This window comes from Curvibacter gracilis ATCC BAA-807 (assembly GCF_000518645.1).
In the GTDB taxonomy this organism is placed as follows: domain Bacteria; phylum Pseudomonadota; class Gammaproteobacteria; order Burkholderiales; family Burkholderiaceae_C; genus Curvibacter; species Curvibacter gracilis.
The window spans coordinates 35,342-47,964 of record NZ_JADZ01000004.1; the positions used below are offsets into that span (position 1 = coordinate 35,342).

The following is a 12,623-nucleotide window of genomic DNA, read 5'->3' on the forward strand; positions in this document are numbered from 1 at the left end:
GAAAAATGATTGAATCGAAGTCGGATGTATTGAAGAATGACAGGCTGGATTTTCAATCGACATCTTATTCAATTCCAATGCGCACCCTGTTCAAACCCATCATCCATCTGACCTTTCTGGCAGCCCTGGCGGCACCTCTTTCCAGCGTGGTTCATGCCGAAATGGCATTTGTACCCGCCGCTGAGCAGTTAAAGCTCCTCAGCAGCAGTGACAGTCAGCTTGAAGCCAACAAGCGCCTGGTTTTTGATTTTTGGCGTGAGGTTTTTGAAGGGGGTCACATGGAGTTGGCGGAGCGCTATCTTTCAGATGAATATATTCAACATAATCCCAATGTCCAAAGCGGCAGAAGGGCTTTTGTCGATTTTTTCTCGAAAATCAAGAAGCCTCAAACCATCTTGCCAAGCATCCAGGCGCCCTTGATCTCGATGGTTGCCGAGCGTGATTTGGTCATCCTGACTTTTGGCAGGGAGTATCCGGATCCGAAAGACGCCACCCAACGTTATGAGACCACCTGGTTTGACATGTTCCGGATCCGGGATGGAAAAATCGTGGAGCATTGGGATCCGGCGCTGCGCCGCTGATGGCGTGGTCGTCACACGTGCTGATTCAGTCCACGCTGATCTTGGCTTTTTGCGCATAGGCGCGCACCAGCGGCAGTTCCTGACTGACTTTGGCCTCGTAGGCTGAGCCGCGCGCAAATGCGATGTCGATCCCGATCTTCTCCAATTCAACCCGCACGGCAGGCTGAGCCAGAACGTCTGCCAAGGCATTGCTCAGTGCCTGGCGGGCTTCTGGGGGCAAACCGCGCGGGCCCACCAAGGCCAGCCAGGGCACCATCTCATAGTCTGGATAACCCGATTCGGCCATGGTCGGCACTTGTGGCAAGGAGGGGGTGCGTTTGCGCGATGTGACGGCCAGCGCCTTGACCTTGCCCGATTCAACATGGGGCCGTGCAGCCACATTGATATCGAAGCTCAATTCGACCTGGCCACCGATCAGGTCCTGCATCGCGGGTGCGCTGCCTTTGTAGGGCACGTGAACGATGTCCACCCCTGTCATCAGTTTGAACATCTCGCCCGCAAAGTGTGAGCTGGTGCCGTTGCCGAATGAGGCGTAGCTCAGTTTGCCCGGATGGCTCTTGGCGTAGGCCACCAGATCCTTGACGTTGTTGAAGGGCAGCGACGGGTTGGCCAACAGCACCAGGGGTGAGCTGCCGATCAGACCGATGGCCTCAAAGCTTTTGATCGGGTCGTAGGGCAGGCGGCCTTTCAGGCCTGGGTTGATCGTGAACGTGGTGTTCGACGACAGCAGCAAGGTGTAGCCGTCAGCGGGCGCCTGGGCCACGGCTGCGGCGCCAATCGCGGTGCCTGCGCCGCCCTTGTTGTCGATGATGACGGTCTGCTTCAGATTCTGACCCAGTGCATGGGCCAGCAGGCGCCCCAGCGTGTCGGTGGAACCCCCTGCGGGGTAGGGGACGACCATCGTGATGATCTTGCTCGGGAAGCCGGCTGCCAGCACAGGCCAGGGCAGCGCCATGCTCAGGGTGGCGGCCACAATCTGGCGACGTTGCAAAGCTGAGGGCGTGGTGTTCAAGGGGAGTCTCCGTCGATATTGGTTTCGGCAAAAGATACTGACCCGGGTCCAGGCACGCAACTGAATTGAATTCTTGTCCATGTGAGCTTGCGCTCATGTGCTCAGCCCGCACCCACCCCGCTCAGAGGAGCATGGACGAGGCAGGGGCGGCGCGGCCACTGGCCTCGATCAAGCATTCGAGCACCAGGCTCCGTGTGGCATCTTCTTCATCACTTCGCCAGAACACGCGGGTTTCAGATAGCAAGCCCGCCGTGTCGAGTGGCAAGACGGCGATCTTCCCCTCAGCCACCCATTGCTGCGCCATCTGTTGCGGAAAGAGTCCGATCAAACGACCCTCGGCCAGCAAGGTCAGGTTGAACAGCACAGAGGTCGATTCGATGGCCGCAGCGGGAAAGCTCTGTTCATGGCTGGCAAGCAAAGCCGTCAAGGCCCCGTGCGCCGCCGACCCCGACTTGGGGACGATCCAATCGAAACGCATCAAGTCGGACCAGCTCAGCTCGGGGATCTGCGCAAGCTCATGGGTACACCCCACGGCAAGCACCATGGCCTCGTCCATCAGCACCCGGCTGGACAGCCCTTTGCGCGTGATGGGCTGCCACATGCGCACCACGGCGAGGTCGATCTCGCGCTCCTGCAGCCGTTCAAGCAGTTGGTTGGCGGTGTCCTCCTCCAGACAGAAGGCCAGGTTGGGGGCTCGTGCCTTCAGCAAGGCGATGGCTTGGGGCACAGGCCAGGCTGTCGCGGTGGCAACGCTGCCCAGCACAAACCGACCCGTCATGCCGACACGCAACGCCGATATTTCCTTTCGCGTCGATTCGAGCCGCTCGAGGATGTCGATCGCCCGGTGCGCCAGCCGCAGTCCGATGGGGGTGAGCACCGCCGCGTTTCCCTCGCGACGCAGGATCGCTTCGCCCAGCCCGTCCTCGATGTCGGCAATTTGCTTGGAGATCGCCGACTGGGTGACATGAAAAAATTCGGCCACCTTTCGCACCTGCCCCAATCGGCAAAGAGCAGCCAGGGTGCGCAGGTGATTCATGCGCAAGGTGGCGTTGAAAAAACGGTCCATGGGGTCTCGCGACGTGTTCATCCAGAGCTTTCATCGATTTGAAGGGCCAGGCGCGCTTTGGGGCCCAACAGGCCTCGGCATGAGCTCGCGCTCAAGTGCCCGAGACAACAGGTCATTCGACTTGGCTGCCGTTTGGCCCTAACTTCGTGGGCACAAACATGCCGAGCAAGCCCATGACTCCAGTTGGCCGCACCGAGGTCATTCCTTTTTCAAGTTTTACCATGCAAGACACCGAGTTCTTGCGCGCAGAGACAGGGACGCCGGCCATGATCGCAGGGGTTTTGCGCGTGCCTGCAACAGGGCAGGGCAGGGTACCACTCGTGATCCTGTTGCATGGGTCGGGTGGGCCCATCGCCTACGTCGATGCCTGGGCCTTGCGCCTGCATCAATGGGGCTGGGCGACCTTTCTGGTGGACAGCTTCAGTGGCCGTGGCTTGCAGAGCGTGCGGGATCAGCAAGGTGAACTCGGGCGCCTGGTGGGGGTTCTAGACGCCTATCGGGCTTTGGAAACCCTGAGCACACATCCATTGGTGGACCCCGAGCGCATTGTGCTCATGGGGTTTTCTCGTGGAGGGCAGGCTGCCTTGTATGCCGCCATGCGTCGATTCCAGAAAAGACACCTGGGGCAGCAGTTCAAGTTTGCCGGCCATATCGCCTTCTACCCGAACTGCTGCTTTCACTACCTGGAAGACGAAGACCTGGCCGATGCCCCGGTTCTGATCCACCACGGCGAGGCCGATGACTTCAATCCCATCGCCGCAAGCCGCGCATATGTGCAGCGCCTGCAGGCCCACGGGCATCGTGTGGATTTGGTGGCACATGCTGGCGCCCATCACGTGTTTGATTGGCAGGGGTTCACCCCCCCCGTGCAGGCTCCGGAGGCGCAATCTCTGCGCGCCTGCAGCGTCATGGAAACGGCGCCGGGCCAGTTGAAATTTCAGCGCTCGGGTCGCCCGTTCAGCTACGCCGATCCTGAAGTGGTCAAAGGCACCACGGCAGCCTACCACCCCGTGGCTGCCGCTGCGGCATTTGATCATGTGGCTCGTTGGCTGCAGGCCTTCAGCCTCCTGAACGCTTGAGAGACCATCAAAGGGCTTCTCGCAGGCTGTGTGTTGTCACCCTTTTGCCGACTGGGCAGCCCCCTCGGGGGCTGTTGCTCGGGCACGATGGATGACGCGGCGCACTCAGAAGCTTTCCCAGTTGTCGTCTGCCGGGGCAGGCCGGCTGGTCGGGGCCTTGGGGGCCATCGCCAGTGCCTGGGGTTGGCTGGCGCCTGGTGCCTTGGGGGCACTGGCCACCTGTTTCGGAGCAGGGCGCTGACCCAGTGCCTTGGATGCTTGTGCGGCGGGCAGGGCCCGTGGTGGGGTGGGCGCACGTTGCGGGGCAGCGCCGCTGCCGGCCGCGAGCTTGAACACCGCCACGGCCTGCACCAGGTCGTTGGCCTGGCCGCGCAGGCTGTCGGCGGCGGCCGACATCTCTTCGACCAGCGCCGCATTCTGCTGTGTGGTCTGGTCCATCTGGGTGACGGCCTCGCCGATCTGGTTCACGCCCTGGGCCTGTTCGGCGCTGCCGGCCGAGATCTCGGCCATGATGTCGCTCACGCGCTGGATGCTGCCCACCACTTCGCTCATGGTGGCGCCGGCCCGGTCCACCAGGGCCGAGCCGGACTCCACCCGCTCGACGCTGTCCTGGATCAGGCGCCGGATCTCTTTCGAGGCCTCGGCGCTGCGCCCGGCCAGGGTGCGCACCTCGCCGGCCACCACGGCAAAGCCGCGGCCCTGTTCACCGGCCCGGGCGGCTTCCACGGCCGCGTTCAGGGCCAGGATGTTGGTCTGGAAGGCAATGCCGTCGATCACGCCGATGATGTCGGCGATCTTGCGCGAGCTGTCGTTGATGCCCTTCATGGTGTCCACCACCTCGGCCACCACGGCACCACCCTGGCTGGCCACACCGGCGGCGGCCTGTGCCAGCTGGTTGGCCTGGCGAGCGTTCCCGGCGTTGTGGGTGACGGTGGAGCCCAACTCCTCCATCGAGGCGGCAGTCTCTTCGAGGGCACTGGCCTGTTCTTCGGTGCGGCCCGACAGATCGCGGTTGCCCGAGGCGATCTGGGCGCTGGCGGCTGCCACGGCCTCGCTGCCCTGGCGCACGGTGCTCACCACCTGCACCAGGCTGGTCTGCATGCGCTGCACCGCCGCCATGATGCTGTGGGTGTCGCCCGGGCGCAGCGCCACGTTGAAGCTCAGGTCGCCGTCTGCCACGCGCGTCACGGCCTGCGACACCTCGTCGGGCTCGGCACCCAGGGCGCGGGTGATGCTGCGTGCAATCGTCCAGGCCAGCACCAGCCCCAGCACGATGGCGATGCCGGTGATGCCCAGCACCCAGGCAGTGCCCGATGAGACGGCCGCCGTGGCATCGGCCCCTGCGGTTCGGGCCAGTTCCTGTTGCATGGCCACCGAATCGTCCAGCGCCTTGAAGATCAGGTCCTGGCGAGGCGCCACCTTGGTCAGCAGGATCTCGGTCGCGGCCTTGGCGTCTTCGGGCTTGCCGGTCAGGCCCAGCTTGATGGCGGCATCGATGTCGGCGTCGTAGGCCTCGCGGTTGTTCTGGATGATCTTCAGCAGCTCAATGGCGTTGGGCCGCAGCAGCGTCTTGTCGAGCTGTGCCAGCAGCTCCAGGCTGCGTGCCCGCAAGGGTGGGATTCTGTCGGCCTGGGCCTGCGCATCTTTCACGTCTTCGATCAGGGCCACCGTGCGGGTGATGCGGGCAATTGACTGCAGCTTGTCTTTCAACTCGGTGAACTGGCCGACCTTGACCAGGCGGTTGTTGATCAGGGTGTCCAGCTCGGTGGTCAGCAGCGAGAACTTGCTCAGGGCCAGCGCCCCCACCAGCACCAGGCTGATCAGCAATGCACCAAAGCCCAGTGCCAGCCGGGTGGCTACTTTGACCTGATTGAATTGAATGGATCCCATGTAGTTTTCTCTCTCTTTGATAAATGGAGACTGATTCGCCCATTAAAGAGGATTTGTCTGACAACTTGGCCCTATACCCGGGTTGGAGTTGTGGTGATTGGCTTGCTCGATCAACGTGCAGTCAAGCTCCCAATGGCGGTGTGACGGGTGCTTGCCTTCATCGATCTTGGAGCGATTGACTCTGAAACAGAGACAAATCATTGGTGAAACATGTGTTTATCTTGTTTCCGATCGTCAATACAGTTCGTCCATGCCGAGTGGGCGTCGTGCAAAAGAGTGCAATCCACCGGCGGCCATTGACGTAAACCCTTTCAGGAGAAACACCATGTCCCGCACCCACCTTGATCAAACCCCGCTGCAAAACGCTCTCAACCTCGCCGGTCGCGTGCTGCTGGCGGTGCTCTTTCTACCCGCTGGCATCGGCAAGCTGACCGGCTTTGCCGGCACCGTGGGCTACATCAGTTCGGCTGGCCTGCCCCTGCCCAGCGTGGGGGCCGCGCTGGCGCTGACGGTCGAGATCGTGGGCAGCCTGGCCTTGCTGGCCGGCTGGGGCACCCGCTGGGCCGCCCTGGTGCTGGGGCTGTTCACCCTGGCCGCGAGCTTCTTCTTCCACCCGTTCTGGAGCGTGGCCCCTGAGCAGGCCTATGTGACCCAGTTGCTGTTCTTCAAGAACATCGCCGTGGTCGGCGGGCTGCTGGTGCTGGCAGCCCAAGGGGCGGGCGCCTGGAGCCTGGACGCCCGGGCCCGCCGGGGCTGAGCAGCCCCGCGTCTGGACGCATGCCGGGGGTGGCGCGGCACCACCCCGGTCAAGCCTCCGCACTTCTCCCAGGATTCTTGGGATAAAGCTGTGGACAAGCCGTGCCCTGCAGCTGCAAAGTGCTCGTAAGTGCTTGATTTGAAAGGGCTTGGTTTGGGCTGCTCAAAAGTGAGGCAGCCTCCATGCCCCGCCAGCCGGGTGTCTTGCCCCTGGTTCTGTCTTGATGTGGGTCAATTCGCGGCCACAATATCCGGCTACCCTGAACCTCTGAGGTCCATCACCGCGTCCGGCAGCGTGCGCCTCGGTCAGCCGAGGGCTGCGTTTGACAGCCGGGGTCTGAGAACACACCATCCAGGCCCAACGGTACCCAACAGTGGCTCTTCTAGAGAACATCCTTCACCGTCGCCCTCCAGATGCACAGCTGCCAGCCGAACGCTGGCGCCGCGGCGGCATGGTGGCGCTCGGGGTGTTGGCCCTGCTGACCTACATCGGCCTGATGTCCTGGGGGCTCAAGCAATCGCATGATCGTGAGTTCGAACTGGCTCAGCACAGCCAGGAAAACCTGGCCAAGGTGCTGGAGAGCCACGCCGCCGCCACGGTGCAGAAGATCGACACCGTGTTGCTGGCCACCCAGCTCCGTCTGGGCGAGAGCCTGCAGGCAGAGCGCAACGACCCCCGGGCCATCAACGCCGCCCTGGCCAAGTACCTGGGCTTGATCACCGAGTCGCAGAGCCTGCGGGTGGCCAATGCCGAGGGGGCCTTCATCTATGACGCCGCCGGTACCCTGTTCTCTGCCAGCATCCGTGACCGTGACTATTTTTTGAGGAACCAGGCCGATCCCAGCGGGCAACTGGTGATCTCCGATCCGATCTTTGCCCGCATCACCCACAACTGGGTGATCACCCTCAGCCGGCGCATCGATGACCGTGAAGGCCGGTTTGCAGGACTGGTCCAGGCTGCGGTTCGGGCCGATCATTTTCAGGATTTCTACCAGGGCCTGAAGCTGGGGCCGGGCCGCACCGTGGCCTTGCTCGATGACCAGATGCGCCTGGTGGCCCGCTTTCCGGAAGCGCCAGAGCGCCTGGGCCAACCCATCGGCAGCCCCGCGCTGCGAAGCCTGATCGCCGAGCGGCGCACAGAAGCCATCTACTCGGCGCCTTCAGCGGTGGACGGGGTCGAGCGCCTGTTTTCGCTGCGCAAGATCGGCAGCCACCCCTTGTATGTGCTGGTGGGGTGGGAGCACGCCGAGTTCATGGCGAACTGGTACCGCCAGGTGTTCTGGGCCGCCTTGAGTGCGGTGATTCTCGCCCTGGTGCTGCTCGGCTGGGTGCTGGTCTGGCTGCGGACCTATGACGAAGCCCGGCGACTGGCCCGGGGGATGACGGAAGCCTACGAAACCACGGTGCACCGCACGCGGGCCCTGCTCGACAGCCTGCCCGACCCCGCCTGGCTCTCGGACCGCAACAGCCGCATGATTGCCGTGAACCAGTCCTACTGCCGCGCCAGCGGACGGGCCGAGGAGGCGATCGTCGGCCGCTCCGTCGCAGAGATCTGGCCGGCCGAGGTGGCCGCTGAGATGTCCCGGCAGGAGGCCGAAACCCTCAACAGCCTGCAGCAGCGCCGCCGCGAATCGGTGCAGGACATCGCCGACGGCAGCCGGCGCAGCTATGAACACATCTCCACCCCGGTGCTTGACTCCAGCGGGCAATTGGTCGGTGTGGCCGGCGTGGCCCGGGACATCACCCAGATCCGTCGGGACGAGGAGCGCATCCGCGACCTGGCCGCGCACGATGCGCTGACGGCCCTGCCCAACCGGACCCAACTGCATCAGCGCCTGACGCAGGCCCTGGCGCTCACCGTTGGCGAGCAGGCCGGCATTGCGCTGATGTTTCTCGACCTGGATCACTTCAAGAACATCAACGACACCTTGGGCCATGACGTGGGCGATGAGCTGCTCAAGCAGGTGGCACAACGCTTGCGGGCCAACCTGGATGCCCGCGACACGGTCAGCCGCCAGGGCGGTGATGAGTTCATCGTGCTGCTGCAGCAGGCCACCGGGCCGGCCCAGGTGGCCCAGATCGCGCAGCGCCTGATCGAGGTGGTGTCCAAGCCCTTCCAGGTGGGCCGGCATGAGCTGCAGGTCGGGGTGAGCATCGGCATCAGCACCTACCCTGGCGACGGGGTGGACATCGGCTCCCTGCTCAAGAACGCCGACACGGCCATGTACCAGGCCAAGGCCGCTGGTGGCGGGGCCTATCAATTCTTCACCGCGGAGATGAACGCCCACATCATGGTCCGTGTGGCCCTGGAAAACAGCCTGCGCCAGGCCATCCGCAACCAGGAGTTCGAGCTGCACTACCAGCCCCAGGTCGATGGGGCCAGCGGTGAACTGCTGGGCCTGGAAGCCCTGATCCGATGGAACCACCCCGAGCAAGGGCCGATCTCCCCGGCGCGTTTCATCCCGATCGCCGAGGAGGCCTACCTCATCAACCCCATCGGGGAATGGGTGCTGCGCGAGGCCTGCCGCCAGGCCCGTGCCTGGATGGACCAGGGGCTGGCGCCGAGGGTGGTGGCCGTCAATCTCTCGGCGGTGCAGTTCCGACAGCAAAACCTGGTCGACCAGGTGGCCAGGGCCTTGCAGGAGTCAGGCCTGGAGGCCCGGTGGCTTGAGCTTGAGATCACCGAGAGTGCCTTCATCCACAACACCGAGCGCATCATCGAATTGCTGGCCCAGTTGCGCGGGCTCGGGGTCAAGCTGTCGGTGGACGACTTCGGCACGGGCTACTCCAGCCTCGGCTACCTGAAGCGACTGCCCTTTGACAAGATCAAGATCGACCAGTCCTTTGTCCGCGACCTGCCGGGCAGTGCCGACGACGCGGCCATCACCCGGGCCATCATCGGCATCGCCGGCAGCCTGCACAAGGAAGTGATCGCCGAAGGCGTCGAGACCGCCGAGCAGCGCGAGTTCCTGCTGCGCCAGGGTTGCCTCCACATGCAGGGCTACTTCTTTGCCCGCCCCATGCCCGCGCGCGCGCTGGAGGCCTGGCTGCGCGCCGGCAAGGTCGATGTCGAGCCCGTCAGCTTGCAGAGTTGACGGCCGACCTTGGGCTGATAGTGGGCCGATGTGGGGCCGATGTTGGACGGGTCGTGGACGGGGGGGGAGGGCGCCCTCAGGCCTTGGGGCGCAGGTAGGCCGGCCCCCGGGCCTGCAGCTCGGCGCTGCCATAGCGCACGCTGGCGGGGTAGTACTCGGCCGCCAATTGCACCTGGCCGGCCACCTCGTCACCCGCCGTGCTGGCGATGTAGGCCAGCATCAGGTCGATCCCGGCCGATACGCCCGACGATGTCCACACCGTGCCATCCTGCACGTAGCGCTCTTCCAGCACCGTCACATCGCCCAGTGCCCGCAGGCGGTCCAGCGAAGCCCAGTGGGTGGTGGCCTTCTTGCCCGACAACAGGCCGGCCGCATGCAGCACGAACGAGCCGGTGCACACCGACAACATGGCCTGCGCGTGGCGGGCCTGGGCGGCCACAAAATCGAGCAGCACCGGGTTGCTCACCTCGCGGCGCGTACCCTGGCCACCGGGCACCAGCAAGCAGTCCAGCGGCGGGCAGTCGGCAAACGACACATGCGGGTTGATCGACAGGCCCTTGGCACAGCGCACCGGCCCGGGGTTCTGCGCCACGATCAGGCAGGGCGAGGGGCCTTCGGCCACCTTGCTCCACATGGTGAGCATCTCCCACGGGCCCACAAAGTCGAGTTCTTCCACGTCGTCGAAAACCAGGATGCCGAAGTTCATCTTGAAGCCTTTCATGGAATGGGTGGTCGGGGCGGGTGCGCATGCATCCTAACCAACAAGGCATGGGGCCGCCTGAAGCGGGCGGCCTGGCCATCCAAGCCGGGATGGCTTGCTCTGCAAGCAGGTCCATCTGCATTTTGCGAACAAGCATCCGCCTTTTGCTTCGTAGCCGGCGCGCTCCCGCGCATCAAGAATCAGCAGCACAGGCCGGCGAGTGCCACCAATGGTTGGGGGTGCCGTGACCGGCCCTGGATTCTTCAGGAGGCCTCTGCATGTCCACCATCCGTCCCTTGCATGACCGCATCATCATCAAGCGCAGCGAGCCCGAGACCCGCACTGCCAGCGGCATCGTGATCCCCGACTCGGCCGGCGAAAAGCCCGAGCAGGGCGAAGTCCTGGCCGTGGGCCCGGGCCGCCGCAACGAGCAGGGCGAACGCGTGCTGCCCGACGTCAAGAAGGGCGACCGTGTGCTGTTCGGCAAGTACGCCGGCCAGACCGTGAAGCTCGGTGGCGACGAAGTGCTGGTGCTGCGCGAGGAAGACATCCTCGGCGTCATCGAAGCCTGAGCCCGCCCACCACCCTGAACCTCATTCAACCCATCCCACATTCCGGAGCAAATTCAACATGGCAGCAAAACTGGTTCTGTTTGGCGACGACGCACGCGCCAAGATCGTCCGCGGTGTCAACGTCCTGGCCGACGCGGTCAAGGTCACCCTGGGCCCCAAGGGCCGCAACGTGGTGCTCGAGCGCAGCTTCGGCGCCCCCACCGTGACCAAGGACGGTGTCTCGGTGGCCAAAGAGATCGAACTCAAGGACAAGTACGAGAACATCGGCGCTCAGCTGGTGAAGGAAGTGGCCTCGCGCACCAGCGACAACGCCGGTGACGGCACCACCACCGCCACCGTGCTGGCCCAGGCCATCGTGCGCGAAGGCTTCAAGTACGTTGCCGCCGGCCTCAACCCGGCCGACCTCAAGCGCGGCATCGACAAGGCCGTGCTGGCCCTGGTGGCCGAGATCAAGGCCCAGGCCAAGCCCACCACCACCAGCCGCGAGATCGCCCAGGTGGGCGCCATCTCGGCCAACTCCGATTGGGATGTGGGCCAGATCATTGCCGACGCCATCGACAAGGTGGGCAAGGAAGGCGTGATCACCGTCGAAGACGGCAAGTCGCTCAACAACGAGCTCGACGTGGTCGAAGGCCTGCAGTTCGACCGTGGCTACCTCTCGCCCTACTTCATCAACAACCAGGAGCGCCAGGTGGCGGTGCTGGAGCAGCCCTTCATCCTGCTGTTCGACAAGAAGATCAGCAACATCCGCGACCTGCTGCCCACGCTCGAAGCCGTGGCCAAGGCCGGCCGCCCGCTGCTGATCATTGCCGAAGAGGTCGAAGGCGAAGCCCTGGCCACGCTGGTGGTCAATTCGATCCGCGGCATCCTCAAGGTGGTGGCCGTCAAGGCACCGGGCTTTGGTGACCGCCGCAAGGCCATCCTTGAAGACATTGCCATCCTCACGGGCGGCAAGGTGATTGCCGAAGAGGTGGGCCTGACGCTGGAGAAGGTCACCCTGGCCGATCTGGGCCAGGCCCAACGCGTCGAGGTGGGCAAGGAGAACACCACCGTCATCGACGGCGCCGGCGCCGCGGCCGACATCGAAGCCCGCGTGAAGCAGATCCGCGTGCAGATCGACGAAGCCACCAGCGACTACGACCGCGAAAAGCTGCAAGAGCGCGTGGCCAAGCTGGCCGGCGGCGTGGCCGTGATCAAGGTCGGTGCCGCCACCGAGGTCGAACTGAAGGAAAAGAAGGCCCGCGTCGAAGACGCTCTGCACGCCACCCGTGCGGCCGTTGAAGAGGGCGTGGTGCCTGGCGGCGGTGTGGCCCTGCTGCGTGCCAAGCAGGCCGTGCTCAAGGCCGGTGCGCTCAAGGGTGACAACGCCGAGCAGGAAGCCGGCATCAAGCTGGTGCTGCGCGCCATCGAGGAGCCGCTGCGCCAGATCGTCACCAACGCCGGCGAAGAAGCCAGCGTGGTGGTGGCCACCGTGCTCAAGGGCGAAGGCAACCACGGCTACAACGCCGCCAACGGCACCTACGGCGATCTGGTGGAGCAGGGCGTGCTCGACCCGGCCAAGGTCACCCGCACCGCCTTGCAAAACGCAGCCTCGGTGGCCAGCCTGATCCTGACCACCGAAGCCATCGTGGCCGAGGCCCCGAAGGACGACAGCGCTGCCCCGGCCCCGGCCGGTGGCGCAGGCGGCTTTGGCGGTCCAGAGTTCTGACGCTGGGCTGGGTTTTTTCAGCACGCAAGGCCTCGCGGGCAATGCCCGCGGGGCCTTTTTTCATGGGCTTTGGGTGGCCAGGAGGGGCGCAAGGTTGTGCGCTCTGTTCAACCAGGGGGCATGCCGGGGTCATGAGCGCGTTGCTCAGCCAACAGCGATTCAGC

The 12,623-nt window shown here is 64.3% G+C and carries 10 protein-coding genes; 6 read left to right on the forward strand and 4 right to left on the reverse strand.

Annotation, left to right across the window (positions count from 1 at the left end):
• Nucleotides 1-5: 5 nt before the first annotated feature.
• Nucleotides 6-581 (forward strand): nuclear transport factor 2 family protein, encoded by a 576-nt coding sequence (locus tag L880_RS0100185; protein ID WP_245614846.1) that lies wholly within the window; start codon nucleotides 6-8, stop codon nucleotides 579-581.
• Between the two features lie 25 nt (nucleotides 582-606).
• Here L880_RS0100185 and L880_RS0100190 read toward each other — a convergent pair whose 3' ends face one another.
• Nucleotides 607-1,593 (reverse strand): Bug family tripartite tricarboxylate transporter substrate binding protein, encoded by a 987-nt coding sequence (locus L880_RS0100190; RefSeq protein WP_245614847.1) that lies wholly within the window; start codon nucleotides 1,591-1,593, stop codon nucleotides 607-609.
• Between the two features lie 121 nt (nucleotides 1,594-1,714).
• A complete protein-coding gene (locus L880_RS0100195; protein WP_027473950.1) occupies nucleotides 1,715-2,659 on the reverse strand; it encodes a LysR family transcriptional regulator in 945 nt (314 codons plus the stop codon).
• Nucleotides 2,660-2,817: 158 nt separating this feature from the next.
• On the opposite strand from L880_RS0100195, the gene L880_RS31015 reads away from it, so the two are divergent.
• Nucleotides 2,818-3,738: a dienelactone hydrolase family protein gene (locus tag L880_RS31015; protein ID WP_084460838.1), complete on the forward strand. Its 921-nt coding sequence runs from the start codon at nucleotides 2,818-2,820 to the stop codon at nucleotides 3,736-3,738.
• A gap of 105 nt (nucleotides 3,739-3,843) precedes the next feature.
• Here L880_RS31015 and L880_RS0100205 read toward each other — a convergent pair whose 3' ends face one another.
• On the reverse strand, nucleotides 3,844-5,628 hold the full coding sequence (locus tag L880_RS0100205; RefSeq protein WP_027473951.1) for a methyl-accepting chemotaxis protein: 1,785 nt from the start codon (nucleotides 5,626-5,628) through the stop codon (nucleotides 3,844-3,846).
• 325 nt (nucleotides 5,629-5,953) lie between these two features.
• Between L880_RS0100205 and L880_RS0100210 the strand changes: the two genes are divergently transcribed.
• Nucleotides 5,954-6,385 carry a DoxX family protein gene (locus tag L880_RS0100210; RefSeq protein WP_027473952.1) on the forward strand — a complete coding sequence of 144 codons (432 nt, stop codon included), beginning with the start codon at nucleotides 5,954-5,956 and terminating at the stop codon, nucleotides 6,383-6,385.
• A 451-nt stretch (nucleotides 6,386-6,836) separates the two neighbouring features.
• Nucleotides 6,837-9,479, forward strand: coding sequence for a bifunctional diguanylate cyclase/phosphodiesterase (locus L880_RS0100215; RefSeq protein ID WP_027473953.1), 2,643 nt, complete (start codon nucleotides 6,837-6,839; stop codon nucleotides 9,477-9,479).
• A 76-nt stretch (nucleotides 9,480-9,555) separates the two neighbouring features.
• Here the strand turns inward: L880_RS0100215 and L880_RS0100220 are convergent, their stop codons facing one another.
• Nucleotides 9,556-10,200, reverse strand: a complete 645-nt coding sequence (locus tag L880_RS0100220) for a DJ-1/PfpI family protein (RefSeq protein WP_245614848.1) — start codon at nucleotides 10,198-10,200, stop codon at nucleotides 9,556-9,558.
• 257 nt (nucleotides 10,201-10,457) lie between these two features.
• Between L880_RS0100220 and L880_RS0100225 the strand changes: the two genes are divergently transcribed.
• Nucleotides 10,458-10,751, forward strand: a complete 294-nt coding sequence (locus tag L880_RS0100225; protein ID WP_027473955.1) for a co-chaperone GroES — start codon at nucleotides 10,458-10,460, stop codon at nucleotides 10,749-10,751.
• Between the two features lie 58 nt (nucleotides 10,752-10,809).
• Nucleotides 10,810-12,459: a chaperonin GroEL gene (gene groL, locus L880_RS0100230; protein WP_027473956.1), complete on the forward strand. Its 1,650-nt coding sequence runs from the start codon at nucleotides 10,810-10,812 to the stop codon at nucleotides 12,457-12,459.
• Nucleotides 12,460-12,623: the final 164 nt, after the last annotated feature.